The sequence below is a fragment of the Haladaptatus sp. ZSTT2 genome (genome assembly GCF_037081775.1).
Classification (GTDB): Archaea; Halobacteriota; Halobacteria; order Halobacteriales; family Halococcaceae; genus QDMS2.
The window spans coordinates 1,316,418-1,341,204 of sequence record NZ_JBAMHQ010000001.1 but is presented as its reverse complement, the minus strand read 5'-3'; the positions used below and the strand labels follow the sequence as shown (position 1 = coordinate 1,341,204).

Genomic DNA, 24,787 nt, shown 5'->3' with positions numbered 1-24,787 from the left:
TTTTCCTCAGGTGAGTAGAGGCACTCTGCGACCATATATGATTCCTGAATTACACTTCTGTAAGCGGTCGTACTGAACCCCATTTCTGTAAAAAATTTGTCTGTTCAGGCGGTAGTCCGCGAGTCTGCGGGCGTGCTCGTCGGGAACGTTTCGACGTCGGTTACCGTCAGGTTACCGTCCATGGTGACGCGCAACTCCTCGTCGTCGAGCGGAATCGTGACACGAATCGACCACGGGTCCGCAGAGAGAATGGTCGTATGCACGTCTGAAACGCACCACGCGAACTCCCAGTAGGGCGTCGCACAGAGGTCGATGCCGTGGGTGCGGTGGAAGGTGACCACGTCTGAGTGATCGAGCAGTTTGAGCCCCGCCGTCGAGTGAATCCGACCGCAGGCAGTGCAGTCGATGGTAATCTGTTCGTCGGCGTAGGCGGCTTGCAGGCCCGCGCCACACTCGGTGCAGGCACCGGAAATCCCAAACGAGGGGAGTTCCGGGTCTTCGTTGAACGAGCCTTCGAGGACGGCGCGAACCACTTTCTGTCCGGCGTGGCGGAAGTCGTAGCCGCCCTCAGCTTTCGTGATGAAGTGGCCGGTGAGCTTGCCGAGGTGGTAGTTGAACTGTGTGGAGTCGCGCATGCCTACCGACCGCCGAAGCTCAGAGAACGTGACGGGCCGTTCGGGGGCCGTCCAGAGCGCTTCTTAGATGGCGAGGCGCGTCTCGTTTGCGATGGTAGAAAACGCCTCCGCGGGCGCGAGACACTCCTCACACTCCTGAATAGGGGTTTCCTTCATTGTGTTAACAATTGTACCCCACCGCGAAAAAGGTTCAGTGAACGAATTTTTTGTAAGTTTTGTGACTATGCGTCGACCGCGCCGACGACGATCTTGACGGCGGCGAACGGCACGAGGACGAGGCCGCTTACGAGTGCGAGCATCCCGAGCACGAACACGGCGGGGGCGGGCAGCAGCGAGATGACCCCGAGGGCGAGCACGGCGAGGAGCGCGGCGAGTGCGAGGACAATCGTGCCAGTGCGGAGGAACGCGACCACCCGCTCAGTTGGCGTCCGAGTGGGTCTGCGGTAGGCGTACTGGGTGGCAGACAGGGTGCGAGTGTTGGTCTTCATGGACAGGTGAGTAAAGGACAGGGAGGGTAAAAAGAGTAATCTGAATTACATTTCTGTAAGCGATGATACTGAAGTCTACTTCTGTCGAAAAACTGGGTTATTTGCGGGTGTACTGCTTCGTCCGCTCGACGGCAACCACGCTGATGTCGTCATCGACGGTCACGCGGAGTTCTTCGTCGCCGAGGGTGATGGCGACGCGAGCGCGCCACGGGTCGTCTGCGATGACCGTCGTGTGCTCGTCACCGACGCACCACGGCAACTCCCAGTAGGGGACGTTTTCGAGGTCGATGTCGTGGTCGCGGTAGAAGCTCACCACGTCGGGTTGGTAGAGGAGATTCATCCCGATGGCGGCGGTTACGTGTGACTGACACTGTACGCATTCGTGGCCCACGGCAATCTGGAGTTCAGGGAGACACTGTTGGCCGTCTACGAGCTTCGACTTCATCTGGCTGCCACACTCGGGGCAGACACCGTCTGCGGCGAGGCTGTAGAGGTGGCGCACCCAGCGGTTGTAGCTGTCCAGCATCTCCTCGTGGGTGCGCCCTTGGACGGCCGCGGGCGGGAACGGATAGCCGCTGTGGAGGCGTTCGCAGGCGGAACACCGCACGGCCAATACCTCGTCTGCGTAGCTCGCGACGAGCGGTTCGCCACACCCGACACAGGCTCCGGGGATCGAGAAGGGGTCGATGTTGATTTGGTCGGTAAACCGCCCCGAGATGAGCGTCCGGAGGACGTGTTTCCCGGCGTAGGTCAGCTTGTAGCCGTCGTCGCTCTTGTGGACGAATCGACCGAGGAGCTGGCGCAGGTGGTAGTTGAACTGCGCAGAGTCTTTCATCCCAACCGCCCGATTGAGTTCGGTGAAGCTCACGTGGCGCGTTTCAGCCTCCCAGAGCGCTTCTAAGATGGCGAGGCGCGTCTCGTTCGAGATGGTGGCGAACACCTCTGCCGGTTCGGTTATCGGTGGGTCTGCCTGCTCGGCGGGCGCATCCTCTCGCGTGGGCTGAGATGACATACCAACGCTACGCGACGAGATAGCTAAGGTCTTGCCTGAAAATTTTTTCAGTAGATTTCGGACAAACCCACAGCAGGCGGCCGGACGACCGGAAACTCGCGAGCGCGCGTTGTAGCCCGAGAACAGTAGGTTTATGCGTCGCTCGGGGTGATTACTCTGTAAGATTACTCTCGAAATGACAGGGAAACATCAACAACCGGAGGTGAACATCGGACTCGTCGGCCACGTCGACCACGGAAAGACGACACTGGTCAGAGCGCTCTCAGGGGAGTGGACGGACCAGCACTCAGAGGAGATGAAGCGCGGAATCTCCATCCGACTCGGGTACGCGGACGCGACGTTCCGAAAGTGCCCCGGCGTCGAGGAACCGGAGTGTTACACCGTCAAGGAAGAGTGTGAAGACGGCACCGAAAGCGAACCGCTTCGCACGGTGTCGTTCGTGGACGCCCCCGGCCACGAGACACTCATGGCGACGATGCTCTCCGGTGCCGCCATCATGGACGGCGCGGTGTTGCTCGTGAGCGCCACCTCGCCCGTTCCACAGGCACAGACCGAAGAACACCTGATGGCGCTCGACATCATCGGCATCGACAACATCGTCATCGCCCAGAACAAGGTCGACCTCGTCGACGCAGACCAGGCCCGCGAGAACTACGAGCAGATAAAGGAGTTCACGAAGGGCACGGTCGCAGAAGACGCCCCGGTCGTCCCCATCAGCGCCCAACAGGAGGTCAACTTAGACCTGCTCATCCAGGCCATCGAAGAGGAAATCCCAACGCCAGAACGCGACCCGAGCGACGATGCCCGACTGCACATCGCGCGCAGTTTCGACATCAACCGCCCGGGGACGACGTGGGACAGCCTCACCGGTGGCGTCATCGGCGGCTCGCTCGTCGCGGGCGCGCTTGAGAACGGCCAAGACATCGAAATCCGCCCCGGCCGCGAGGTCGAAGAGGGCGGCCAGACCGAATGGCGGCCAATCACGACGAACGTCCGCTCGATTCAAGCGGGCGGCCAGTCGGTTGATTCGGCCACGCCCGGCGGCCTGCTCGGTGTCGGGACGGGACTCGACCCAAGCCTCACGAAAGGTGACGGTCTTGCTGGCCAAATCGCTGGCCCGCCGGGGTCACTCCCACCAACGCGTGAGGCCTTCGAGATGGACGTCGACCTCTTAGACCGCGTCGTCGGAGACGACGAGGACACGGTCGACGAAATTTCGACGGGCGAACCGCTCATGATGACGGTCGGCACGGCCACCACGGTCGGTGCCGTGACGAGCGCTCGCGCGGGCGAGTGTGAAGTTCGCCTGAAACGGCCGGTCTGTGCGGCCGCCGGTGCGAAAGTTGCCATCAACCGCCGTGTCGGCGCGCGCTGGCGACTCATCGGCGTCGGGACAATCACGGAATAGGATGACGACGGTGCTCATGGACGCAAACGCACTGATGATGCCGGTCGAACTCGACGTGCGCGTGTTCGACGAACTCGACCGGTTGCTCGGTGACGTGCGCCTCGTGACGCCCGAAGCGGTCGTCGACGAGCTAGAAAAGCTCTCGGCGGGTGCGGGCCACGAGGCGGTTGCGGCGAGCGTGGGGACAGACCTCGCGCGTGAGCGCTGTCGGCTCCTCTCACACGATGAATCGTATGCAGACGACGCCATTGTCGAACTCGCAACAGCCGGCGAGTGCGACTACGTCGTCACGAACGACGGACCTCTGAAACGGCGGTTGCTGGCCGCCTGCGTACCAGTAATTGGTATAAGGGGCCGGAACAAACTGGCAATCACTCGACCATAAGTATGTACAAACGGGTCAGACTCAAGGACACGGTTGAGGTTCCACCGCGGCATCTCGCAGACGTGTCTCCACAACTGGTAAAGCAGCTTCTGCAGGACAAGCTCGAAGGACGAATGGACGAAGACGTGGGCAGCGTCGTCAGCGTGACGAAAGTCCACGAAATCGGCGACGGGGCGGTCATTCCGAACAAGCCCGGCGTCTACTACGAGGCGGATTTCGACGCCGTCACGTACGACCCACAGATGCAGGAAGTCGTCGATGGGGAAGTCGTGGAAGTCGTCAACTTCGGGGCGTTCATCGGCATCGGCCCCGTCGATGGCCTGCTCCACGTTTCCCAGATTTCAGACGAGTACCTCGCCTTCGACGACGAGAACCAACAGCTCGCCTCGCGCGAATCGAACCGCACCCTCGGTGTTGGCGACTCCGTTCGCGCGCGCATCGTCACGAAGAGCATCGACGAACGCAACCCACGCGACAGCAAGATTGGCCTCACAGCCAAGCAGGTCGGCCTTGGCAAACACGGCTGGCTGAAAGAGGAACGCGAGAGCCGGCAGGCCGCCGCAGGTGAATAACCATGGCGAAAAAGCGGAAAGTGTGCCGTGACTGCCACCGCGTCCTCGAAGTCGCCGATGGCGACGTCTGCCCGGACTGTGGCTCTACGAGCCTCACCGAAGACTGGGCGGGCTACGTCGTCATCTCCCACCCGGAGCAAAGCGACATCGCAAAAGAGATGGGCGTCACCTCCCCCGGCGCCTACGCACTGAAGGTTCGATAGTGCCAGCAGACGCCGTCCTCACGCTCCCTGAGGAACTGCGGTCGGCGTTCAAAGACCCGCTTGGCCCGCTGTTTACTGACGCAGATGCGCTGCTCGCGGCGGCAGGAGAGCCGCTCATCGCGGTTGGCGACATCGTCACCTACCACCTCACCCAGGCCGGCGTCATCCCCGACGTGGCGGTCATCGACGGGAAGACGAAACGCGAAGCGGTGGATGCAGCCATCTCCGAGGCCATCGGTGGCTACGACTGCCGCTACGAAGTCGAGAATCCCGCAGCGACGCTCTCGCTCGACTTGCTGTCGGTGCTGCATGCGGCCATCGACGCCCCCGAGACGACGGTCATCGTGGTCGAGGGAGAAGAGGACTTAGCGACGCTCCCGGCGCTCGTCGCCGCCCCGGAGGGTGCGAGCGTGGTGTACGGCCAGCCAGACGAGGGGATGGTGCTCGTCACGGTCACGCCCGAGGTTCGCCATCGCATGCGGGGGCTGCTTTCGCAAATGACCGGTGACCACGCCGCGGCGTGGGCAGCGCTCGGCGTTGACGCCGAATAAGCCGCCAGTCCCTTCGAAATCCTTTTAGCCGGTTCGCCGCCAAATCCCTGTAACTGAGTTACCATGGATATCACAATCCTCGAAGAATCGGAAAACCCGATGCTTCACCGAACAGACGTTCGCTTCGAAATTCTCCACGATGAGGCCACGCCGTCGCGCCTCTCCGTCCGCGACAGTCTCGCGGCCAAACTGAACAAAGACGCCTCCGAAGTCGTCGTCCGCAAGATGGACACGAAGTTCGGCATGCGCAAGACGCGCGGCCTCGCAAAGGTGTACGACAGCCCCGAGTTCGCCCGCGAAGTCGAACACGAGCACATGCTCGAACGCAACAAAATCCTCGCAGGCGAGGACGACGCGGACGCCGAGGCGGAGGAAGCATAGATGTCTCGCTACGAGATTTACAACGACGACGGCACGACCGACCACGAGATGTGCCCAAGCTGTGGCGACGCATTCCTTGCAGAACACAGTGACCGCACCCACTGTGGCCGCTGTGGCTTCACCGAGTGGAAATAGGGAATGCGCGTCCTCGGTATCGAAGGCACCGCGTGGGCGGCGAGCGCGGCGGTTCACGACACCGAGACGGATTCGACGACGATTGTCTCAGACCCGTATCAACCGGCGTCGGGTGGCATTCACCCGCGCGAAGCCGCAGAACACATGGCGAGTGCCATCCCTCGCGTCGTCCGCGAGGTGCTTGCAGACGCAGGCGGGCCTGTAGACTACGTCGCCTTCTCGCGGGGCCCCGGCCTCGGCCCGTGTCTCAGAATCGTCGGCACGGCCGCTCGCTCGCTGTCACAGGCCCTTTCCGTCCCGCTCGTCGGCGTCAACCACATGGTGGCGCACTTAGAAATCGGCCGCCATCAGTCGGGCTTTGACTCGCCGGTCTGTCTCAACGCGAGCGGCGCGAACGCCCATCTACTTGGCTTCCACAACGGCCGCTATCAGGTGCTCGGGGAGACGATGGACACCGGCGTCGGCAACGCCATCGACAAGTTCTCGCGCCACGTCGGCTGGTCGCACCCCGGCGGCCCGAAGGTCGAAAAATACGCAGACGGCGGCGAGCTCATCGACCTGCCCTACGTCGTGAAGGGGATGGACTTCTCGTTTTCCGGCATCATGAGCGCCGCGAAACAGGCCTACGACGACGGTGCGCAGATAGAAGACGTGTGTTTCTCGCTGCAGGAGAACATCTTCGGGATGCTCACCGAAGTCGCAGAACGCGCGCTCTCGCTGACGGGGAGCAACGAACTCGTCCTCGGCGGTGGCGTCGCCCAGAACGCCCGCTTACAGGAGATGCTCCGGACGATGTGTGAAGCGCGCGGTGCGGATTTCTATGCGCCCGACCCACGATTCCTCCGCGACAACGCGGGCATGATTGCGGTGCTCGGCGCGACGATGGCCGCCGCGGGTGACACCATCGCAATCGAGGAGTCGGCGGTGAACTCCGACTTTCGCCCCGACCAAGTCGAGGTGACGTGGCGCGAAAACGAGAGCGTCGCCGTGGTGGGAGAAACGGGCCGCGAACTCGTCGGGGCGGAGGCGACCGTCACCGTCTCTGGCGACCGCGTCGTGAAACGCCGCCTGCCCAAATCGTATCGCCACCCCGACCTCGATGCCCACCTCCGCAAGACGCGGACGGTACAGGAAGCGCGTCTGTTCAGCGAAGCGCGCAGACACGGCGTGCCGACGCCGGTCGTTTACGACGTGGACGTGCGGGAAGGTGCGCTCACCCTCGAACACGTCGGCGAGGGTGACTTGAGCGACGACCTAACTCCCGCACGGGTCCGCGACGTTGGTGAACACCTCGCCGCGCTCCATCGGGTGGGCTTCGTCCACGGCGACCCGACGACGCGAAACGTGCGCGTTGGCGCGTACACCTACCTCATCGACTTCGGCCTCGGCTTCTACACCGACCACGTCGAGGACTACGCGATGGACCTCCACGTCTTCCACCAGAGTCTGACGGGCACGGCACGCGACCCCGCGCCGCTCCGGGAGGCCTTCGAGGCGGGCTATCGCGCGGCGGGTGACGAGCGTGTCCTCACGCAGTTGCGCGAAATCGAAGGGCGGGGACGCTATCAGCAGAGCCACTAGTTCCTTAACCCTCCCCTGCGTAGTAGACGTATGGCTGACAAACCATCGTCCGGTGAGATACTGGGGATTCCGTATAACTTCGAACGCCCGAGCGTAAAGCGCATGCTCCAGTCGTACTGGCAACCCGGCGAGGAGATGCTCGTAGAGAAGCCATTCGGCATCGGCTACACGCTGAACCTCGCGAACTGGCGCTCGTGGATTGTCCTCGCCGTCGTCGGTGGCATGCTCTATCTCGAACGCGGAAAGGGCAGCGAGAAAGACGCGAAAAAAGCAGACGACGGCCCCGTCGAAGTCATCGTCGATTAAGCGGTTTTTGCCATCATTTCCTTGCCAGCACGCGCCACCAGTCGATAGGCTATTTTCACCCCGCCGCTAGCCTTCGCGCATGCTCAGATTCGTCACCGGGAACGCGGGGAAACTCAAAGAGGCCCAACACTATCTCACCGACCCAATCGAGCAGGTCGAGTACGACTACACCGAAATCCAGAGCAACAGCCTCGCGGACATCGCCGTCCACGGCGCGAAAGAAGCGTTCGACCACCTCGACGATGATGACCCGCTCATCGTCGACGACACGGGCTTGTTCATCGACGCGCTTGGCGGCTTTCCCGGCCCGTATTCGGCCTACGTCGAGGACACGGTCGGCGTCGAACGCGTCTGGAACCTCACCGAGTTGGAGGAGAATCGCCGCGCCCGCTTTCGCACCATCGTCGCCTACTACGACGGCGAGCGCGCAGAGACCTTCGAGGGGAGCATCCGCGGGCGTATCGTCGCGCCCCGAGGCGACGACGGCTTCGGCTACGACCCTATCTTCGAACACAACGGCGTGACGCTCGCGGAGATGGACATAGACCAGAAAAACTCGATTAGCCACCGCGGGCGTGCGCTCGCCAAATTCGCAGAGTGGTTCAGCGCAGACGGCGAGTGGAATCCGGGCGTGCCTGACTAGGCGCGCGGGTCGCGGTCGGGGCCGGGATACTCCCCGCCGACCACCACCTCGTAGAGCGACTGTGGGTCGAACAGTTTGGCGAAGGCGTCGGGGTGTTTGACGCTCGTTTTCACGCGCTTTTGCATGGCCGCACCCGCCTTCGCGCTTCGCAAGCCCTCGTCGAACGAGAGGATGTGGGCGGCCTGCCCGTGGTAGGCGGAGGCGAGCGCGGGGTGGTCGTGGCCGGGTTGTTCGACCCGCACGCGAAGCGTTTCGATTTTCTCGCGCCAGTCTGTGGCCAACGCTTCGTCTGCGAGGCGGGCGATGGTGGCTTCTGCGTCGTCCAGTAGCTCGTCGGTCGCCACCAACTCGACCCACGAGTGGCGTCGAATGTGATCAAGAGCGTCGCGTGCGGAACCACCGACGAGCAGGTCGGCGGCGAGTACGTCCGCGTCTGCGACGACGCGGGCGGGATTCGGCTTACTCATCGCGTACCTCCGTGAGGGTGTCGCGCACGTCGCTTTCTGCAATGTCGTAGGATTCTGCGCGCTCGAAGAGGGACGCCCAGCTCATACCCGCTCTTACTCCCGGCGGGCGAAAACCGTTACGCGACCCTGTCGAGCAGCCACCAGCCCACGACGCCGGCGACGAAGGCGACGCCGACGCCGAAGACGAGGCCGACTACGCCCACCGCCACTGTCACGGGCAGGTGGTCTGAGTCGAGCGACACCGCGCCTAACCGGACGGCGACGACGATGAGCAACACGCCCAACAGCGCCATCGGGAAGCCAACGAGGACGCCCGCGACGAGCGCGGTGAGTCCGTAGAGAACGCCGAGTATCACGTTCGCGCCGCCGGTTCGCGCCCCGAAGGCGTACTTTCCGGCGAGGCCGCCGGAGCCGTGACACATCGGGAGGCCGCCGAGCGGGACGGCGAGCAGGTTCATAGAGCCCATGCTCGTGGCGAGGTCGTCTGCGGACACGTCGCGGTCGAACAGGTCTGAGAGCAACAGCGAGGTGGCGACGGCGGCGTTGCCAACCGTCATCGCCAGTTGGCCGGCCATCCCTTCTGTGGCCGCAAGGGAGAACGTGGGCGGGGCGACGGGAAAGAGCGAGAGCGAGGGAATCGTTACGGAAATTGGGGTTTGTGAAACCGCGAGAATGCCGCCAACGGCGAGGACGACGAGCGCGCTCGCCCGTGCGTAGCCGCCGAGGGCAACGACGCCGACGATGGCGAGTCCGACGAACGCCATGGGGAGGTCACCCCCGCCGAGGGCGAGTCCGGCTTCTGCGAGCAGGAAGGCGACGGCGAGTTGGATACCGCGGATGACGGGCAGGCCAACCACGGTTGAGAGCCGCGAGAGCAAGCCTGCCTGCCCTGCGACGAGCAAGATACCGCCTGCGAGCAGGCCCGCGGCGAGGAGTTCGCCGTGGGTGATGGCTCCGGCGATGGCGAGTCCGGCGAGTGCCTTCATCGGTTCGACCGAGAGCGGAACGCCGTAGTAGACGCCCCAGACGACCTGAAACAGGCCGAAGAACAGCAACATGTGGGCGAGTGAGGCGTCGGTGAGCATCCCGAGCGCGACGATGAGCGGGAGGGCCGTAATCGAATCTCCTAACGCGCCGGTCAGCTCACCGGTCGTGAATTTCACCGAAGACTCGGTGGTCGTTGCGTACCTAATCGCCATCCACCTAGATGATTTACTCGAACTGGCTTCATTCTTCCCAGTAAACGAAAGTCAGAACGCTCGATTGGAAAAATAACCATTTTACGTTACGTTAGCACGCCAAGGTTTAATGCGCGAGTTGCCTTCGGTACAGCCAGACACATGCAACGACGACGGTTCCTCCAAGCCGCCGGCGCGGGTGCAGTGCTCGCATTCAGTGGCTGTCTCAGCAACGACGACTCGAACGGCGGAGCGCAAACGACCACGTCCGGCGAGGGGTCGATGGGTGGTGCCACAGGCGACACCGAGTTGGTGCTCGCGACGACCACCTCGACGTACGACTCGGGCCTCTTAGACGAACTCAACCCCGCGTTCGAAGACCGCTTTGGCGTCACCATCAAGACGCTCCCGAAAGGGACGGGTGCGAGCCTGCGAACCGCCGAAGACGGCGACGCAGACCTCGTACTCGTCCACGCTCGCGGCGCGGAAGACGAGTTCTTAGAACAGGGCTATGGCGTGAACCGCCGCGACGTGATGTACAACGACTTCGTTATCGTCGGTCCGAGCGACGACCCCGCCGGTATCTCGGGAATGGGACGCGCGACCGACGCCCTCGCCACGATTGCGAGCGAGCAGGCGACGTTCGTTTCCCGGGGCGACGACTCGGGGACGCACAAGAAAGAACAGGCCCTGTGGGAACAGTCTGCGGGCGAACCCGGCGGGACGTGGTACCAGTCCATCGGGAAAGGAATGGGCGACACGCTGGTGCAGGCAGACCAGAGCGGGGCGTACACGCTCGCAGACCGCGGCACGTTCCTCTCGATGCAGGCCGATATTGGCATCGAAATCATGGTACAAGGCCCACTCAAGGGCGGCCCGGAGATTCTGAAAAATCCGTACGGCGTCATCGCGGTGAACCCGGCGAAGTACCCCGACGTGAACTACGCGATGGCGATGGCGTACATCGGGTTCATCACCGGTCCCGAAGGCCAGTCACTCATCGAGAACTACACCGCGAACGGCGAACAGTTGTTCTACCCGAACGCGCTCTCAGAAGACCCGAACTTCGGCGAGTACGTTCCCGAAAACTACGAGGGATAAATCGGGCCACTCGTGGCCTTTTAGTCGCCTCCCACCCGAGGACAGCACGTGTTAGAGAGTTTCGCTGACCTGAACTGGCGCTATCTGGTCAGCATTATCGTCGTCTCGCTGCAAGTGAGTACGACCGCCGTCGTGGTGAGCACCCTGCTCAGCCTCCCGATCGCCTTCGGCGTGAGCTTCAATCGCTTCCCCGGGCGGGGAGTGGTCACGTCGATTATCAACACCGGCATGGGTTTTCCGAGCGTCGTCGTCGGGTTGCTCGTGTTGCTCTTGCTCTCTAACTCCGGCCCGCTTGGCAGTCTCGATCTCCTGTTCACCATCGAGGCGATGGTCATCTCGCAGGTCATCCTCGCCACACCGGTCATCACGAGCGTCACGCTCTCTGCGCTCTCGGGCGTCGAGCAATCGGTCAAAGACGCCGCCTACGCGAGCGGCGGCACCCGGTTCGATGTCGCCCTCGTCGTCATCAAAGAAGCCCGCTACGGCATCGTGACGGCCATCCTCGCGGGCTACGGACGGGCCATCAGCGAAGTCGGGTCGGTGCTCATCGTCGGGGGGAACATCGTCCTTTCCGATGGAACGTCGCTCACGAGTACGCTGACGACGGCCATCACCGTCGAAGCCCGCAGGGGACGCTACGAGACCGGCATCGCACTCGGCGTCGTATTGCTCGTCCTCGTGCTCGGCGTGAACGCACTCGGCGCGTGGGTGCGCGACCGTGGACGGTGGGACGCATGATTCACGCCCGCTCGCTCTCACACGGATTCGACGGGAGCGACGTGCTCACAGAAATCTCACTCGACGTGCATCCCGGCGAGGTGCTCGCCATCGTCGGCCCCTCAGGAACGGGAAAAACCACGCTGTTGCGTCTGCTCGGACTGTTCCATCCACCACAGGCGGGCGCGGTGCTCGTCGATGACGAAAACGTCTGGTCGCTCACCCGCGAGGAGCGCCTCGCCGTCAGACGGCGCATCGGGATGGTGTTCCAAGACCGGAGCCTGTTCAGCACGACCGTTGCCAAGAACGCGGCCTACGGCCTCGAGGTGCGCCAGTCGTGGTCGACGCGGCTCAAACACGCGCTGGCTCGCGAGCGTGCGCCGCCTGCGGTGCTTGACGCGCTCGACACCGTTGGCATGCGCGACAAGGTGAGCCAGCACGCTCGCGGGCTGTCTGCGGGCGAAGCCCAGCGCGTCGCCTTCGCGCGGGCGCTCGCGGTCGAACCCGACGTGCTGTTGCTCGACGAACCAACCTCGAACCTTGACCCGCGAAACACCGCCCTGCTCGAAGAAGCGGTCACCCGGGCGCGTGACCGCGGCATCGGCGTCGTCATCGCGACCCACGACATGCAGCAAGCGCGGCGCGTCTCGGACCGAGCTGCGGTGCTGCTGGGTGGTGCGTGTATCGAGTACGGAGACACCGAAAGGGTGTTCGAGCGCCCACACGACGAGCGGGCGCGAAAATTCATCACCGGCGAACTCGTGTACTAGCTCGCAGGCGCTTTTCGGTCGGGGCCGAGCAGGACACTTTTTACGGCTTCCATGTCACCGACTTCCGCGATGATGGAGACGCGATCACCCGGCTGGATGACGGTCTGTGGCAACGGAATCGTCTGTGACTTGTGTGCCCGTCCGTGGGCGTAGAGCACGGCTCCCTCTGGCAGGTCGATTTCGCTCACGTGGAGGTCGATGATGGGCGAGTCCTCCGGCAGCGAGAAGCTGGCGAGCGAGAGGTCTGCGGTGAGGTCTGCGATGATGTTGAAATCCCCGCCAAGCAAGGCATTTTTCGCCCCGATTGCACCGAGGCGTTCGGGGTAGATGATTTCGTCTACGTCCGCGGCGTACTTCTCGTAAATCTCCTCGCGGTAGTCCTCGTCGATGCGCATGACCGTCCTACAGCCGTGGTTCGCGGCGACGATGCACGCGGCGTAGTTCACGTTCAAGTCGCCAGAGAGGCCGCCAAAGGCGTCTGCGGAGCCGAGGTCGGCTTGGTCGAGGACGGCTTCGTCCATCGCGTCACCCTCGATGACGGTAAAGCCCTCCTCGCGCGCCCGGTCACACTTTTTCGCGTCGATTTCGACAATGGTGACGTCGTGGCCCTCCTCTTTCAAGATGCGCGCCGTTCGGTGCCCCACACGCCCAAATCCTACAATCACATACCTCATCGGGGCTTCATACGTCGGCTGGCGTAAAAACGTTAGTCACTGTCTATCATGCTGCGACTGCCCGTTCGTTCGCACCTGCAGTGTGCGTCGCAGCCATTCGGCGCAAAACCGGCCGAATTCAGGTAGTTGATTAGTTAATTTCACAAAACACGACACTAGATATAAGGTCATACATCGACTATAACCTGCAGGGGGTGGGACGCGGTGACTGCGCGACGAACCTCGGTAGCCCGGTTCGTTGCACGCTGCCCTGCACTGCCGCCAGGCTCTGGGGTTCTGGCGGCGGTTCCCGCTCTTCCGTTCACGGCGACACGGCGTCCACGTCCGTCATCACAAAGGTTCGTGGGTTGCGTGTCCATTCCGGTTCCACCCCTCCGTACCACCCGACTGCGTAGCTAATGGCTCGGCCGTTAGAACGACTGGTCTTCTTCGTCCGTTGGTTCCCCAGCAGCCTCAGGGTCGCTCGTCCTACCAACGTACTCCAATGGCAGATTCGTTCGCAATGAGTTCCGGTGTTGGGCAGGCTGCGTCTGGCTTTGGTAGAAACCGAATCCAGCCACTTCGAAGATTCAACACAACAGCGTTTGGAAGGGGTCTACTGACTCGTCACTGGTCAAGTGAGAGTTTGTGAAAAAGCCTAGGCCGGGATTTGAACCCGGGCTCTCGTCCTTACCAAGGACGCGCTTTACCGCTAAGCTACCCAGGCAGGCAATACCAACTTACGCCGACCCGTCTTTAGACGTTTCGATTCGCATCAGGGGTCGGTTGCCGAGGTACGAACCCCATCATCGACTGCCGTCCCTGCGTCGTGGGCGGCGAGATGGCTCGCGAGCGACTCTGTGACGGCGTCTGAGAACAGCGTTTCCGGGTCGGGAAACACCACGGCGTCGTAGGTGGTGGTCAGGTCGCGGACGAACGCCCGGAGGGTGGGTGAGGTGGTCGCGCCGACGGCGGTGGTTCCCGCGACGAGCGCGAGGTCGAACACATCGCGCTCTAAGTTGCGGTCGAGGCTGTCGGTGTCGGCGTCGGCTTCTGCGCGCCGGGTCTGGTCGCGGCCGAACGCTTGGACGGTGGCGACGGCATTGTCCGCGGCCTCGGTTCGCGCGAGGAGATGAAAGCCCCGGGAAACGAGTACGTCCGCGGCGAGCACGTCTAAGTTCGCTTGTTCGACGTCGGTTTCCCACGAGGGGTTCTGCGTGAGCGTCCGGGTGAGCCGGAGGCCTTCGTAGATGAGTTGGACACCCGCAGCGCGGGTGCGAATCGCGTTTGGTTCGACGTTTTCTATCGCCTGCGCACAGAGAAGTGTCAGAACGCCCGGGGCCATCGACCCGGCAGAGAGTATTGCCTCAATATCGCCACGCAACCGCGCTGGCTCGATATCGCGTATCGCGTCCAGTGCGGCGTGGCGAACCGCATCGGCTTCCTCCATTGGCCCAATTTAGCGGCGGGAAGGGCAAAGACCTTTGGAAACGGACGGTCACTTCCTGCCATGATTTCGACCACGGACACCGACGGTCTGCGGGTGGTCACCCTCGACCGTCCTGACCAGCGAAATGCACTCTCTACGGACGGACTTCGCGCGCTCGAACGCGCCGTCACCGAGACGGACGCCGCCGTCATCTACATCCACGGCGCGGGCAGCGCGTTCTCTGCGGGCGCTGATTTGGCCGAAGTCCAGCAACTCGACGGGCCGGCGGCCAAGGAATTTGCCGAACTCGGACAGCGCGTGGCGACCGCTATTGAAGACGCAGCGGCCGTCACCGTCGCGGGCATCACCGGCCCGGCGCGCGGCGGCGGCGTCGAAATGGCACTCGCCTGTGATCTGCGGGTTGCCACACCCCGCGCAACCTTTGCAGAACCGGGCGTCGTGTTCGGCCTCTTTGGTGCGTGGGGCGGCACGGTTCGCCTGCCGAAAATTGTTGGCCAGGGCGAGGCGCTCGACATCGCGCTCACCGGCCGCGTCGTCGATGCCGAGGAAGCTCTTCGGATGGGTCTCATCTCCCAAATCACCGAGAACCCGCAGGCGGTCGCAGAGCGCATCGCGACGAACAATTCCGAGGCGCTCCGCGTCGTGAAACAGCGCGTCCGCGACGAGGCCCCACGCGAAGCCCAAGAGCAGGCCGAAGCCGACGCCTTCGCCCACCTCGTCGAGAACGCGGTCGATTTTGATGCGCACCGAAAAGGTTGAGTTTACGCCATGTGTGGCTAACCCATGCCCGAGTGCTCGTACTGCGGCGAGGCGTTTTCTTCTGCGGAAGCGTACCACGACCACCTCCGGAGTGCCCACGCCACAGAACTCGGGCCAATCGACCGCCGTCGCGTCGGACTGACTGGGAACGAGTCCACCGCGACCGACGTGGCTCCCTACGCCCTCGTCATCGTCATCATCGCCGTCGCGGGCGTCGTCGGCTACGTCATGTTTTTCGCGGGGGGTGGCGACATCCAGCCGACCAACCTCGGCGGGGCGCACTACCACGGCCCCATCACCGCAGAAATCGGCGGCGAGCAACTCGACTTCAGCCAGCCGCGCTTCCAGAATCAGGATTCGGCGTTCCACTTCGAAGGCGGCGACGGCTCTCAGTGGCACGGCCACGCGAATCAAATCACCCTCAAATACGCGATGGGCACGCTCAACATCTCGGTGACGGAAGCGTCTGTAACCTACGACGGAACCACCTACGCGCAGGCAAACGGCGACACGGTTCGCGTCCAGGTGAACGGTGAGTCGGTGAATCCGGCCGAATATCTGCTGAAAGAGGGAGACCGAATTACGATTGTCGCACGAAGCGGTTAGAGCGAGGAAAGCGGCGCAGGTCCCGGCGGGATGTTGCGCTTGTGTTCGCTGTTCGTGTACAGTTCGTCGATGCGATCTACGACCGACTCAGAAACGCCGAGTGCCGTCATCGTCTGGGCCTTGGTAAGCGGGCCATCGATGTAGAGCGCGAGCACCTGGTCTAAGGTGTCATACGGGACGCCCATCTCTTCTTCGTCGGTCTGGCCGACCCACATTCCCGCGGTCGCGGTTTTCGCGGCGAGGTCTTCTGGCACCCCAATGTGGCGGGCGAGTTGGCGTACCTGTCCCTTGTACAGATTCGCAATCGGGTGGCAGTCGACCGCGCCGTCGCCGTACTTCGTGAAGTAGCCAACGAGCGCCTCAGAGCGGTTGCCCGTACCGAGGACGAGCCGCGATTCGTGATTCGCCACGAGGTAGTTGAGCACCGCTCGCGTGCGCACCCTGACGTTGCCTGCGGCGAGTTGGTCGTCTTTTGCCTCGGGAACCGCAGCCAAGAACGCATCCACAATCGGGTTGATTTCGATGACGTCGTACTCGATTTCGAGCAGTTGGGCGACGCGCTCTGCGTCGCTCATGTTGTCCGCGGCATTCACCTCGCTCGGGAGCACGAGGCCGTGGACATTCTCCTTCCCGAGTGCCTCGACGGCGAGGTGGGCGGTGAGCGTCGAGTCGATGCCGCCAGAAAGGCCGAGCACGGCTCCTTCGACGCCCGCGGCGCGTACCTGGTCGCGGATGAACTGGGTGATGTGTTCGCGGTGTGCGTCAAGCTCGTTCTCGGTGAACGAGAGGTCGATACGCTTTGTGGCGTCAACCGTTTGCGTGTCGGTCATTGGCGAGAATATGGGCGGGAGTGCCAAATAGCCTTGTCACCGCGGCGATTTTGTGGACGATTGTGGAGCCGTCACCGAATCCACTCACTGATTCGATTGTTGGGAGAAGATGGCGGTTACCCTGTCACTTTGTTCGAGACAGTAATGCGTCGGCCGGGAGTTCACCGAGCGAAGCGATGTGAACGTCGGCCGACAAACGACCGCAGGGAGTGCGTCGGCCGGGAGTCGAACCCGGATTAGAGCCTTGGGAAGGCACTGTCATGCCATTAGACCACCGACGCTCGTTTCACTCGCGTCGAGTCGTACCTCACTTCGTTCGGTACGACACCGACGCCCACATTATCCACGCCGAGCCTCGCGTCACTTCGTTCCGCGAGCCACCGACACGCTCACATCGTCGTGAGCCACTGGCGTTCAGTGTGCGTCTTTCACTTCTCCGTCTTCGCACTTGAACGTAGCGTTTCTCTGAACCTCTCAGCGCGTCCCGTAGGTTCCCGGCGCGGGCAACATGGCGTAGGCAACGGCGGCGAGCACCGTCACCACCCCAAGGACAAGAAACGTCGTCTCGAAGCCGGTGTAATCGCTGAGGACGCCAACGAGCGCCGGGCCGGAGGCGCTCATCAGGAAGAACACGGTGCGCACGAGGCCCCATGCCGCGCCCTGCACCTCGTCGGGCAGCAGGCGAATGATGTAGGCGTTGGTCACGGGGTAGCCGCCGAGGCGCACACCCATCACCACCGCGAGAATGGCCAGTGGGATGAGGCCGGAGACGAACGGCAGGACAAACAGCGGGAGCGCGGCGATGGCCGCCGAGGCGACGAGGACGATGCGGTCGTTGTACGCATCGGCAACCCCGCCCGCGAGCGGCTGGGCAACCGCCGCGGCGAGGAAGATAAGACCGTAGAGGCCGGCGGCGGTGCCTTGGTCCAATCCCTTTGCCTCCGTCAAGTAGGTCGGAAAGAAGGCGGCGAACCCCTGAAAACTCGTAATCAACAGCGTGACGGCAATCACGGTGATAATGACCGGGCGGGTCAGCACGCCGCTGATGATGCCGTCCATGTCGCCTGCGACGCTCCGGCCGTCGCTGCCGACCGCCGCCGACCGGGCGTGCGGGACGACGCGCCACACGTAGAGGCCGGTGAGGAGAAACAGCGGGACGGTGAGGCCAAGCGTCGCACGCCACCCGATGGTCACGACGAGGAGACCCGCAAGAAACGGGAGGACTGCGCCGCCGATACTGCCCGCAGAGAGGGTCACGCCAATCGCCGTCCCGTCGCTTTTGTCGTACACCGCAGAGAGGAGCGTCCCGCGCGGTGGGCCATAGAGGCCCATTGCGAGGCCGAGTATTCCACTCGTGGCGACGAGTACCCCGAACACCGGCGCGCCAGCAAGCCCGACGATGGCGAGCGCGGTGAGGCCCATACTCGCGCCGAGCAGGGTTCGCTCACCGAGGCGGTCTACGAGCAATCCAGCGGGAAACTGCGACACGGCGTAGCCAACCCACAGCGCGGAGTAGGCGAGTCCTGCCGCCGCGTTGTCGAGGGCGAACGTCGTCTTTATCTGCGGGAGTAAGGCGGGAATCGCGGCACGTAGGCCGTAGACGAGAAACCAACCAAACGAAATGGAGAGTAGGATAGGCCCCCGCCCATTGCTCCAAAGGCTTCGAATGCTCGCTGCAAGCGAGCCCTGGTCTGCGAGGTCGGAGGCCATTCACCGAGTCTTTTTCGCGCTCGGTGAAAACCGTATGTGCGCCGTCAGGTGCTGCCGATTTTTAGAGACCACCTTGATTCGTGTGCGTGTTCCAGCCGTCTTGGATGCCAGACAGGCTCGTACCGTCCATGAACCGGTTGCCGCTCACGATTGCGTCTTTGACCGACGCGCGGCTGTACTGGTAGAGGGTTCCGGATTTGAACTCGTTGTTCTGGAGTCTGACGTAGTCTGCGCCGTCGTCCAGAATGAGCGAGATGCCGTCTCCGCCCTTGTTGTGATAGAACGTACATCCGGAGATGTCCACCCACGGCGCGTCGATGACGAGGCCGTGGCGCTTTTCGCCGGACGCCGGATTCAATCGAACCTCCCAGTTGCGAATCTTCACGTTCGCGCGGCTGATTCTGCCGAGCTGTGCGCGGCTTCCCTCGCCGCCGGTGTCGTTTATCGTCCAGTTCGAGCAAATAATCATCCCTTCGTCGTCGCCGTCACCCGTGAACTCACAGATGTACTGCGAGCGGTCTGAATTGACGTGGATGTTGGTGAGGTGGCAGTGTTTGGCGTCGCCATTGACGCGGATGAGTTCAGAGGGTGTACCCTGCTTTGCGTCGATGTAGATGCTGTTTGCGACGGCGTGACGGGCTTTGGCCACCCAGAGGGCGGCGTACGAATAGCCGCGGTCTTCTGCGTTGTCGTTGATGAGGTGGCACTTGTACGCGAAGTCGCCGTCACCGAGCCGGAGCATCCCCGCCCCACAGTTTTTGATTTGGGTGTTCCGGATGCTCACCTGGCCCTGGTGGCCCGCGCTGTAGATGCCGTTGTTGATGAACCCCTCGATGAACGAGTTCTCGATGACGATGTGGCCGAGATGGTCGCGTTCGAGCGAAATCCCCATCGGGTGCTCTTGTTCGTTCTGGGCGGGGTCGTAGTATCCGCCGTCTGGCATCGTGACGCTCATGTAGCCCCGTCCGGTGTCCTTGAGCAACGTCGGGTGGATGGAGTACACCTGACCGTACTCGCGGTCCATCTCACCGACGATTTTGCAGTTGTTGATGTAGAGGTATTCGTCAACTGCTGCAATAATCGACGACGCAGCCACGTTCTCCGTGGTGATGTCGAACGTGATGTTTTCGGTGAGGAACATGTCCGCGTGGTTCTGTTCCCCACTCCCGAGCTTCAGGAAGTGCGTCATCTGCGGATTGGTACACTTCACTTTCGCTTGTGGCTTGCCGATGATGCCGAACGCGTCGAATTTCTCCACAGTGACGGCTGTGTTCCACGTGTACTCGCCTTCCGGAAGCACGTAGAGCGTCGTGCTGTTCACGCCGCCATCGAAGTCGTTTTTAATGAACGCACCGAGGTCGTCGTCGGTGCCGGGTTCGACGCCGCGTTCGGTCACGTCCACAACGTTCCAACTCTCTACCGACATCGATTCGAGGACGGCACCGCCCGAGATTTTGAGGCTCCCGGGGTTCGTCACGCCTGCGTCGTCTTCCTGTGCGCCCGTGATGGGCGACTGGAACTTCACCGGGCCGGGCCCGTTTTCGTCGCCCTCGTAGGCGCGCATCGACCACGTCTGGGCTACCGAGTCGCGCAACTGAACGCTTCCCTCACCCGTGCCCGAGGTACTCCACGAAGAGAAGTCGTCTTTGGCCTCGATATCGTCGATATTGAGGATGTTGTTCCCTTCGAGGTCTAAGTTGCCATCGACAGAGAGCGCGCTCCCTTCTGGGGTCAGACTATTGAACGTCGGTTCTGGGGCAAACCTGCCGTTCGACGTGAACCCAAGACCTGCGGCACCCGCAAGCGCGAGTAGCCCGCGCCGCGTTGTGTTCATTGACTCATCCGACTCGTCAGGCTCGTTTGATTTGTTACTCATTCTAACTCTCACTCTAGAAAGACTGTAGTTCTGTACTGATTGTTATTATAGCCTGATTAAATCATGTTGTAACAAAATGGTGATTCTGGGTTTACATCTGCTGAAACCTCGAATTTTGGGGTTTTAAACCATTTCATGCATATTTCGTCTAGCTGATTTGGCACCTTAGAATTTGACACATACACTAGATAACGTGTGTCACAATTTCCTCGTTGTTTCACCGATTTTCAGGCCGCTCGATTCTCGGCAGTCACCTCCTAACGCCCGTTAAAAGCTGTGTAACAATACCCGATTGCCGTCGTAGTGGTGCTGGGGGAGAAAAGTGTACGAAACTGTGTTCGGTTATGTCTATTGTGGGGCCTGGCTGTGAAGACCGTTCCAACGGGTATCGAGATTCTCGACCGAAAGCTCGGGGGCGGAATCCCGGCTGGAAGTCTTGTTGCGCTCGTTGCGCCGCCTGCGAGTCAGTCAGAGTTAATTCTCTTTGAGCTGACCGCGACGCGCGAGACGCTGTATCTCACGACTGCACGGTCTACGGCGGCCGTCCGCGATGCCCTTACGCGTACGAACACCCGGGTTGGGTCGCCAACCATCAAGGAAGTCGAGGCAGACGCACCGATCGACCACGCCTTGCGACTGATTCGTCAGTTGCCAGAGGGCGCGAATCTCATCATCGACCCCATCGACGTGTTGGAAGAAGATGGTGGGATTCGGTATCGAAACTTCCTGAACGACGTGCAGACGCACATGATGAACATCGGCGGCATTGCCTACCTTCACTGCCTCAACGGGCGTGCCGTTCCACCGATGCGCGACACCACCGAATACATGGCTGATCTCGTGTTCACGCTCGCAATGGACGTGAAAAGCGACAGTATTGAAACCCGCCTGACGATTCCGAAATATCGTGGCGGCGTGGCGACCGGCGACGTCATCAAGCTCCAGTTGGCAAACCGGGTCGCTATCGATACGAGCCGCGACATCGCCTAACCTGCACTTTTCACCCTGTCACTACGTCCAAAAGCCGTTCTGTTGCTCGTTCTGAAAAGCGAAGCGGTCGCCGCCACCACGGGCCGTTTCCTGAGTCACTCGACCACTCGGTGACGATATGGTTTGCCGTTGCGCCCGCCTCGGGCGAACTCAGCGGCACTGCTCGCTCGTACAACTGCGAGCCTTCGGGGTCGCCACGCACCAGCACCCGAGCGTCGAACGGGTCGCGCTTCAAGTGCGCGTTCGACGAAAAGGCGGCTTGCTGTTCGGCTGGGAGGTGTGCGAACGCTTCGCCTGTCACCGGGGCTGTGGCGAGTTCGAACTGACCGATGAGATAACAGCCCCAGCGCGGCGAAATCCACGACGCGGGCTGGTCACCAACCGTCGAGAGCGTCGCGTAGAAAAACAGGTAATCGCCCGCCGAAAGCTCGGAGAGCGGTTTTGCCTTCACGCCAAACGGGTCGCCGTAGGTGTAGGCCTCACACGGGCCATAACCCGCGAACTCGGGGTCTAGGTGGACGGGCGTGTCTCGTATCTCGGCTGGAATGTCCATCGACAGCCCGAGGTCGGCGTACGTCGCAACCGGTTCGATGGTGGCTTTTTCTTCGGGAATCGGGACGTATTCGAAGCGTCCGTCGTCGTAAATCGGGCCACGAAAGCCGGGAGCGTTAGTGTTCGCACCGACGTTGATGGCGACGCTTCTCGGCATGGTCGTCACTCAGCGGGCCACGAATTTATTCTACGCGGAGAGCGGCTGGATACACTGTTTGCAGAAAATGAAGATGGGGTCTGGCTCGTTTTGGGTGCCACAGTGGGGGCAGCTTCTGAACTCGCCTGCGACCGTCCCGCTGTGGCTCCGGAAGTCCGCGCTCGCGCTCGCGGCGTCGAAGCCGGAGGCGTCGCTTGGCGAGAACTGTTCGAAGCGAGATTCGTCGCTCGTTTTGAGGTACTGATAGACCAGCAGGTGGATGATGGTAAAACCGATGATGTAGGCAACGACCCATCCCCACGCGTCGAGCATATCCTGAGATACGTTGTCAAGGTACTTTGTCTCTTCGGCGTTACACGGGGTTAGGCAGGCCGAAGTCGGATAATTCGGTCGTCGCCGGATTTCGCCGCCCCGCGGCCGTCCCGGTTGCTGGTTGTGACGTACAGGTGGCCGTCTGGTCCCGAAAATGGCGTTCGCAGGCGGCCATAGTCATCGACTAACAGCTCCTCTTGTTCGACGACATCTCGCCCATCGAAGCGGATTCGACGCAGGTGTGTCGCTTTGAGCGTCCCGAAGAAGAAGTCGCCTTGCCACTGGGTGATGGGGCCGTCGTAAAACATCGCCCCGCCCGGCGCGATAGTCGGCGTGTAGGAGGCAAGCGGGTCGGTGAACTCGCCGTCTGAGTCACCCATGACTTCGGGCCACCCATAGTTGTTCCCAGCTTCGAGGACGTTGATTTCGTCAGAGTGGTCGGGGCCGTGTTCGACCGAGAAGAGCTCGCCGTCGCGGAAGGCAAGCCCCTGTGGGTTGCGGTGGCCGTAGGTGAACACCTCGTTGTCGAACGGGTTGTCGGGGTGGGGGTCGCCCTCGAAGGTCAGGCGAAGCACCTTTCCGTTCAGCGTCTCGGTATTTTGGGGGCCTTCCTGACGGGCGTCGCCTGCGGTCGCGTAGAGTGCGCCCTCAGGCCCAATCGCAAGCCGCCCGCCGTCGTGGGTTCTCGCGCCGGGAATCCCGTCGAGAATTGGCTCGAAGGCCCAGTCGTTCGTCAGGTCGTGGCGGAGGATGCGGTTTGCGAGGCCTGCGTCTGAATTGTACGTCTGGTAGGTGTAGGCCACGTCGTCCTCGGGATGGAACACGAGACCGAGTAAGCCACCTTCGCCCTGTGCAGCAGTGGAATCGCTCATGTCGAGGACGACCTCGTGGTCGCCGTCTCGCGCCCGGACGATGCGTCCGGGGCGTTCGGTGATGAAAAGGTCGCCGTCGCGGAACGCCGCCTCCCACGGTACATGGAGGTCAGAGACGACCGACTCAACGACGATTTCTTGCTCGCCAACGGTCGTCGTCGTGTTCTCGGGGGCGGGGCCGCCAACACCGGGGAGCGTACAGCCCGCCAGTCCTGCACTCGCGGCGGCGAGGCCCGCGAGGTAGGTTCGTCTGTCCATAGACTGGGTAGCAACCACGGCGGGAAAAGCCCTCCTTTGGGAGGGTTTTCGAGGAGTTGGCGTCGTGTTTTGCGAGCGCACTGTAGTGGGCTGCACCAGCAGAAACGTCGGTACAAGCGGTTCTGTGCGGTTCCGGCTCCTCGAATGACCGACGCATGGCTCACCAACGAGGGGGGCACGAGTAGGTTACTGTCGCAGAAGTCAGTTCGGCGGCGTTCGGTCGCGCCCGAACTCGTCGAACACGTCCAGATTCTCGGGGAGGTCGTACGGAATCTTGCGGTCGTCGCGGTGGCTTTCGTATTTCTCGTCTACCGGGTGGGCAACGGACTCCCAGCCGGGTTTCACGCGGACGCTCTTTGCGGGTTGGCCGACGACGACGTGGTGGGCGGGCACGTCGTGTTGGACGACCGAGCGTGCGCCGACGACGGAATTCTCACCGACTTTGACGCCAGCACGTACCATCGCGTCGAAGGTGAGGCGCACGTCGTCTTCGACGATGGTGTGGAAGTTTTCGACCGCGGTTTGGTCGTTGATGTCGTGGTCGTGGCTGTAGACGTGGACGCCATCAGAAATCGAACAGCGGCTTCCAATCGAAAGCTTGCCGCGGTCGTCTAAGTGGACGTCGTCGTGGATGACGGTGTTGTCGCCCACAGAAATGTTGTGGCCGTAGGTCATCGTGACGCCCTTGAAGATGCGGAGGTTGTCGCCTGCGTCCTCGAACAGATGGTTTGCGAGCATCTGGCGGAAACGGAGGGCGAACTCGATGTTGTCTGCCATCGGCGTGGCGTCGAACTGCCGCCAGAGCCACTGGAGGTGTTTCGAGCGCTTGAACTGCTCTTCGTCTTTTTCGGCGTAGTATTCGCTTTCGAGCGAGGAGTTACACGGGTCGTACCCCTGCAGGCGGACGCGCTCTGCGGTCGAGATGTCCTCGCCGTTTTGCCATCGCTCGTACGCTTCTCGGTCGCCATAGAGGTCAATGAGGACGTCTTCGACGACCTCACAGGTGCTTTCATCGTCAGAAGAGAGGCGGTCGTCGACCTCGTCGATGAAAGCGCGGATACCTGCCTCGGCGCCAGCGGGCAGGTGAACGTGTCGCTTCGTCATGTCCACCGGTTCACGCTGGTGACTGATAGGGGTTTCCGTTACGGCACTCCCGGTAGCGCCCGGCACAATAACTGTACCGGCCGTTCGGCGGAAAATCCACACGGATAAGTGCCTCTCTCACCTAC

29 protein-coding genes, 2 tRNA genes and 1 pseudogene are annotated in these 24,787 nt (G+C 62.1%); 16 read left to right on the top strand and 16 right to left on the bottom strand.

The window, feature by feature from the left end; genetic code table 11:
• Positions 1–104: 104 nt before the first annotated feature.
• The 3 genes and pseudogenes from V5N13_RS07375 to V5N13_RS07365 form a co-directional block, all read right to left on the bottom strand.
• Positions 105–791: pseudogene (locus V5N13_RS07375) on the bottom strand (winged helix-turn-helix domain-containing protein).
• Positions 792–856: 65 nt separating this feature from the next.
• Entirely contained in the window at positions 857–1,123 is a 267-nt protein-coding gene (locus V5N13_RS07370; protein WP_336360233.1) for a hypothetical protein, read from the bottom strand.
• 97 nt (positions 1,124–1,220) lie between these two features.
• Positions 1,221–2,135, bottom strand: coding sequence for an ArsR/SmtB family transcription factor (locus V5N13_RS07365; protein ID WP_336360232.1), 915 nt, complete (start codon positions 2,133–2,135; stop codon positions 1,221–1,223).
• A gap of 175 nt (positions 2,136–2,310) precedes the next feature.
• Between V5N13_RS07365 and V5N13_RS07360 the strand changes: the two genes are divergently transcribed.
• The 10 genes from V5N13_RS07360 to rdgB all read left to right on the top strand — a co-directional run bounded on the left by V5N13_RS07360 (position 2,311) and on the right by rdgB (position 8,300).
• Complete coding sequence (locus tag V5N13_RS07360) at positions 2,311–3,543, top strand: translation initiation factor IF-2 subunit gamma (protein ID WP_336360231.1); 1,233 nt, start codon at positions 2,311–2,313, stop codon at positions 3,541–3,543.
• A gap of 16 nt (positions 3,544–3,559) precedes the next feature.
• Positions 3,560–3,928, top strand: a complete 369-nt coding sequence (locus V5N13_RS07355) for a twitching motility protein PilT (protein WP_442905092.1) — start codon at positions 3,560–3,562, stop codon at positions 3,926–3,928.
• A 2-nt stretch (positions 3,929–3,930) separates the two neighbouring features.
• Positions 3,931–4,500: a DNA-directed RNA polymerase gene (locus V5N13_RS07350; RefSeq protein WP_332897257.1), complete on the top strand. Its 570-nt coding sequence runs from the start codon at positions 3,931–3,933 to the stop codon at positions 4,498–4,500.
• 2 nt (positions 4,501–4,502) lie between these two features.
• The gene (gene spt4, locus V5N13_RS07345; RefSeq protein WP_332897256.1) at positions 4,503–4,703 is read left to right on the top strand and encodes a transcription elongation factor subunit Spt4; all 201 of its coding nucleotides are present in this window, start codon (positions 4,503–4,505) and stop codon (positions 4,701–4,703) included.
• Entirely contained in the window at positions 4,703–5,254 is a 552-nt protein-coding gene (locus V5N13_RS07340; RefSeq protein ID WP_336360229.1) for a GTP-dependent dephospho-CoA kinase family protein, read from the top strand. Before spt4 ends, V5N13_RS07340 begins: the two co-directional genes overlap by 1 nt.
• Positions 5,255–5,317: 63 nt before the next feature.
• Positions 5,318–5,635: a 30S ribosomal protein S24e gene (locus V5N13_RS07335; RefSeq protein ID WP_332897254.1), complete on the top strand. Its 318-nt coding sequence runs from the start codon at positions 5,318–5,320 to the stop codon at positions 5,633–5,635.
• Positions 5,636–5,770: a 30S ribosomal protein S27ae gene (locus V5N13_RS07330; protein ID WP_332897253.1), complete on the top strand. Its 135-nt coding sequence runs from the start codon at positions 5,636–5,638 to the stop codon at positions 5,768–5,770.
• 3 nt (positions 5,771–5,773) lie between these two features.
• Positions 5,774–7,351, top strand: coding sequence for a bifunctional N(6)-L-threonylcarbamoyladenine synthase/serine/threonine protein kinase (locus V5N13_RS07325; protein WP_336360228.1), 1,578 nt, complete (start codon positions 5,774–5,776; stop codon positions 7,349–7,351).
• A gap of 30 nt (positions 7,352–7,381) precedes the next feature.
• Entirely contained in the window at positions 7,382–7,657 is a 276-nt protein-coding gene (locus V5N13_RS07320) for a DUF5808 domain-containing protein (RefSeq protein ID WP_332897251.1), read from the top strand.
• 79 nt (positions 7,658–7,736) lie between these two features.
• Positions 7,737–8,300, top strand: a complete 564-nt coding sequence (gene rdgB, locus V5N13_RS07315) for an RdgB/HAM1 family non-canonical purine NTP pyrophosphatase (RefSeq protein WP_336360227.1) — start codon at positions 7,737–7,739, stop codon at positions 8,298–8,300.
• Here the strand turns inward: rdgB and V5N13_RS07310 are convergent.
• Positions 8,297–8,767, bottom strand: coding sequence for a DUF7384 family protein (locus tag V5N13_RS07310; RefSeq protein ID WP_336360226.1), 471 nt, complete (start codon positions 8,765–8,767; stop codon positions 8,297–8,299). The genes rdgB and V5N13_RS07310 overlap by 4 nt on opposite strands.
• A gap of 116 nt (positions 8,768–8,883) precedes the next feature.
• Positions 8,884–9,966, bottom strand: coding sequence for a putative sulfate/molybdate transporter (locus V5N13_RS07305; RefSeq protein WP_336360225.1), 1,083 nt, complete (start codon positions 9,964–9,966; stop codon positions 8,884–8,886).
• 141 nt (positions 9,967–10,107) lie between these two features.
• Between V5N13_RS07305 and V5N13_RS07300 the strand changes: the two genes are divergently transcribed.
• From V5N13_RS07300 to V5N13_RS07290, 3 genes are read left to right on the top strand one after another with little or no spacing between them, the layout of a single operon-like run.
• Positions 10,108–11,046, top strand: a complete 939-nt coding sequence (locus V5N13_RS07300; protein ID WP_336360224.1) for a substrate-binding domain-containing protein — start codon at positions 10,108–10,110, stop codon at positions 11,044–11,046.
• Positions 11,047–11,094: 48 nt separating this feature from the next.
• Positions 11,095–11,784, top strand: a complete 690-nt coding sequence (locus V5N13_RS07295; RefSeq protein WP_332897246.1) for an ABC transporter permease — start codon at positions 11,095–11,097, stop codon at positions 11,782–11,784.
• Positions 11,781–12,533, top strand: a complete 753-nt coding sequence (locus V5N13_RS07290) for an amino acid ABC transporter ATP-binding protein (RefSeq protein WP_336360223.1) — start codon at positions 11,781–11,783, stop codon at positions 12,531–12,533. Before V5N13_RS07295 ends, V5N13_RS07290 begins: the two co-directional genes overlap by 4 nt.
• Here V5N13_RS07290 and V5N13_RS07285 read toward each other — a convergent pair.
• The 3 genes from V5N13_RS07285 to V5N13_RS07275 all read right to left on the bottom strand — a co-directional run bounded on the left by V5N13_RS07285 (position 12,530) and on the right by V5N13_RS07275 (position 14,636).
• The gene (locus V5N13_RS07285) at positions 12,530–13,207 is read right to left on the bottom strand and encodes a potassium channel family protein (protein ID WP_332897244.1); all 678 of its coding nucleotides are present in this window, start codon (positions 13,205–13,207) and stop codon (positions 12,530–12,532) included. The two genes, V5N13_RS07290 and V5N13_RS07285, sit on opposite strands and share 4 nt — an antisense overlap.
• 634 nt (positions 13,208–13,841) lie before the next feature.
• Positions 13,842–13,913, bottom strand: a tRNA-Thr gene (locus V5N13_RS07280).
• Positions 13,914–13,961: 48 nt separating this feature from the next.
• Positions 13,962–14,636, bottom strand: coding sequence for a DUF7114 family protein (locus tag V5N13_RS07275; protein ID WP_332897239.1), 675 nt, complete (start codon positions 14,634–14,636; stop codon positions 13,962–13,964).
• Between the two features lie 60 nt (positions 14,637–14,696).
• On the opposite strand from V5N13_RS07275, the gene V5N13_RS07270 reads away from it, so the two are divergent.
• Positions 14,697–15,395, top strand: coding sequence for an enoyl-CoA hydratase/isomerase family protein (locus tag V5N13_RS07270; protein ID WP_336360222.1), 699 nt, complete (start codon positions 14,697–14,699; stop codon positions 15,393–15,395).
• A 24-nt stretch (positions 15,396–15,419) separates the two neighbouring features.
• Positions 15,420–16,001: a hypothetical protein gene (locus V5N13_RS07265; RefSeq protein ID WP_336360221.1), complete on the top strand. Its 582-nt coding sequence runs from the start codon at positions 15,420–15,422 to the stop codon at positions 15,999–16,001.
• Here V5N13_RS07265 and V5N13_RS07260 read toward each other — a convergent pair.
• From V5N13_RS07260 to V5N13_RS07245, 4 genes are all read right to left on the bottom strand, one after another.
• Positions 15,998–16,831 carry an NAD+ synthase gene (locus tag V5N13_RS07260; protein ID WP_336360220.1) on the bottom strand — a complete coding sequence of 278 codons (834 nt, stop codon included), beginning with the start codon at positions 16,829–16,831 and terminating at the stop codon, positions 15,998–16,000. The two genes, V5N13_RS07265 and V5N13_RS07260, sit on opposite strands and share 4 nt — an antisense overlap.
• Before the next feature lie 210 nt (positions 16,832–17,041).
• A tRNA-Gly gene (locus V5N13_RS07255) sits at positions 17,042–17,112 on the bottom strand.
• Between the two features lie 193 nt (positions 17,113–17,305).
• Positions 17,306–18,541 carry an MFS transporter gene (locus tag V5N13_RS07250; RefSeq protein ID WP_336360219.1) on the bottom strand — a complete coding sequence of 412 codons (1,236 nt, stop codon included), beginning with the start codon at positions 18,539–18,541 and terminating at the stop codon, positions 17,306–17,308.
• A 61-nt stretch (positions 18,542–18,602) separates the two neighbouring features.
• Complete coding sequence (locus tag V5N13_RS07245) at positions 18,603–20,417, bottom strand: hypothetical protein (protein ID WP_336360218.1); 1,815 nt, start codon at positions 20,415–20,417, stop codon at positions 18,603–18,605.
• A 366-nt stretch (positions 20,418–20,783) separates the two neighbouring features.
• On the opposite strand from V5N13_RS07245, the gene V5N13_RS07240 reads away from it, so the two are divergent.
• Positions 20,784–21,407, top strand: coding sequence for an RAD55 family ATPase (locus tag V5N13_RS07240; protein WP_336360217.1), 624 nt, complete (start codon positions 20,784–20,786; stop codon positions 21,405–21,407).
• Between the two features lie 10 nt (positions 21,408–21,417).
• On the opposite strand, the gene V5N13_RS07235 is transcribed toward V5N13_RS07240, so the two are convergent.
• The 4 genes from V5N13_RS07235 to V5N13_RS07220 form a co-directional block, all read right to left on the bottom strand.
• Positions 21,418–22,116, bottom strand: coding sequence for a hypothetical protein (locus V5N13_RS07235; RefSeq protein ID WP_336360216.1), 699 nt, complete (start codon positions 22,114–22,116; stop codon positions 21,418–21,420).
• 30 nt (positions 22,117–22,146) lie between these two features.
• On the bottom strand, positions 22,147–22,428 hold the full coding sequence (locus tag V5N13_RS07230; RefSeq protein ID WP_332897230.1) for a DUF7577 domain-containing protein: 282 nt from the start codon (positions 22,426–22,428) through the stop codon (positions 22,147–22,149).
• A 50-nt stretch (positions 22,429–22,478) separates the two neighbouring features.
• Positions 22,479–23,558 carry a PQQ-dependent sugar dehydrogenase gene (locus V5N13_RS07225; RefSeq protein WP_336360215.1) on the bottom strand — a complete coding sequence of 360 codons (1,080 nt, stop codon included), beginning with the start codon at positions 23,556–23,558 and terminating at the stop codon, positions 22,479–22,481.
• 201 nt (positions 23,559–23,759) lie between these two features.
• Entirely contained in the window at positions 23,760–24,662 is a 903-nt protein-coding gene (locus tag V5N13_RS07220; protein WP_336360214.1) for an acyltransferase, read from the bottom strand.
• Positions 24,663–24,787 lie beyond the last annotated feature (125 nt).

Excerpts from the sequence above, each read along its gene's own strand:
- V5N13_RS07335 (WP_332897254.1), top strand. The coding sequence starts at position 5,318 with ATGGATATCACAATCCTCGAAGAATCGGAAAACCCGATGCTTCACCGA.
- V5N13_RS07320 (WP_332897251.1), top strand. The coding sequence starts at position 7,382 with ATGGCTGACAAACCATCGTCCGGTGAGATACTGGGGATTCCGTATAAC.
- V5N13_RS07350 (WP_332897257.1), top strand. The coding sequence starts at position 3,931 with ATGTACAAACGGGTCAGACTCAAGGACACGGTTGAGGTTCCACCGCGG.
- spt4 (WP_332897256.1), top strand. The coding sequence starts at position 4,503 with ATGGCGAAAAAGCGGAAAGTGTGCCGTGACTGCCACCGCGTCCTCGAA.
- V5N13_RS07220 (WP_336360214.1), bottom strand. The coding sequence starts at position 24,662 with ATGACGAAGCGACACGTTCACCTGCCCGCTGGCGCCGAGGCAGGTATC.
- V5N13_RS07285 (WP_332897244.1), bottom strand. The coding sequence starts at position 13,207 with ATGAGGTATGTGATTGTAGGATTTGGGCGTGTGGGGCACCGAACGGCG.
- V5N13_RS07300 (WP_336360224.1), top strand. The coding sequence starts at position 10,108 with ATGCAACGACGACGGTTCCTCCAAGCCGCCGGCGCGGGTGCAGTGCTC.
- V5N13_RS07305 (WP_336360225.1), bottom strand. The coding sequence starts at position 9,966 with ATGGCGATTAGGTACGCAACGACCACCGAGTCTTCGGTGAAATTCACG.
- V5N13_RS07355 (WP_442905092.1), top strand. The coding sequence starts at position 3,560 with ATGGACGCAAACGCACTGATGATGCCGGTCGAACTCGACGTGCGCGTG.
- V5N13_RS07250 (WP_336360219.1), bottom strand. The coding sequence starts at position 18,541 with ATGGCCTCCGACCTCGCAGACCAGGGCTCGCTTGCAGCGAGCATTCGA.
- rdgB (WP_336360227.1), top strand. The coding sequence starts at position 7,737 with ATGCTCAGATTCGTCACCGGGAACGCGGGGAAACTCAAAGAGGCCCAA.
- V5N13_RS07225 (WP_336360215.1), bottom strand. The coding sequence starts at position 23,558 with ATGGACAGACGAACCTACCTCGCGGGCCTCGCCGCCGCGAGTGCAGGA.
- V5N13_RS07265 (WP_336360221.1), top strand. The coding sequence starts at position 15,420 with ATGCCCGAGTGCTCGTACTGCGGCGAGGCGTTTTCTTCTGCGGAAGCG.
- V5N13_RS07245 (WP_336360218.1), bottom strand. The coding sequence starts at position 20,417 with ATGAGTAACAAATCAAACGAGCCTGACGAGTCGGATGAGTCAATGAAC.
- V5N13_RS07260 (WP_336360220.1), bottom strand. The coding sequence starts at position 16,831 with ATGACCGACACGCAAACGGTTGACGCCACAAAGCGTATCGACCTCTCG.
- V5N13_RS07330 (WP_332897253.1), top strand. The coding sequence starts at position 5,636 with ATGTCTCGCTACGAGATTTACAACGACGACGGCACGACCGACCACGAG.
- V5N13_RS07275 (WP_332897239.1), bottom strand. The coding sequence starts at position 14,636 with ATGGAGGAAGCCGATGCGGTTCGCCACGCCGCACTGGACGCGATACGC.
- V5N13_RS07235 (WP_336360216.1), bottom strand. The coding sequence starts at position 22,116 with ATGCCGAGAAGCGTCGCCATCAACGTCGGTGCGAACACTAACGCTCCC.
- V5N13_RS07370 (WP_336360233.1), bottom strand. The coding sequence starts at position 1,123 with ATGAAGACCAACACTCGCACCCTGTCTGCCACCCAGTACGCCTACCGC.
- V5N13_RS07290 (WP_336360223.1), top strand. The coding sequence starts at position 11,781 with ATGATTCACGCCCGCTCGCTCTCACACGGATTCGACGGGAGCGACGTG.
- V5N13_RS07325 (WP_336360228.1), top strand. The coding sequence starts at position 5,774 with ATGCGCGTCCTCGGTATCGAAGGCACCGCGTGGGCGGCGAGCGCGGCG.
- V5N13_RS07230 (WP_332897230.1), bottom strand. The coding sequence starts at position 22,428 with ATGCTCGACGCGTGGGGATGGGTCGTTGCCTACATCATCGGTTTTACC.
- V5N13_RS07360 (WP_336360231.1), top strand. The coding sequence starts at position 2,311 with ATGACAGGGAAACATCAACAACCGGAGGTGAACATCGGACTCGTCGGC.
- V5N13_RS07365 (WP_336360232.1), bottom strand. The coding sequence starts at position 2,135 with ATGTCATCTCAGCCCACGCGAGAGGATGCGCCCGCCGAGCAGGCAGAC.
- V5N13_RS07270 (WP_336360222.1), top strand. The coding sequence starts at position 14,697 with ATGATTTCGACCACGGACACCGACGGTCTGCGGGTGGTCACCCTCGAC.
- V5N13_RS07310 (WP_336360226.1), bottom strand. The coding sequence starts at position 8,767 with ATGAGTAAGCCGAATCCCGCCCGCGTCGTCGCAGACGCGGACGTACTC.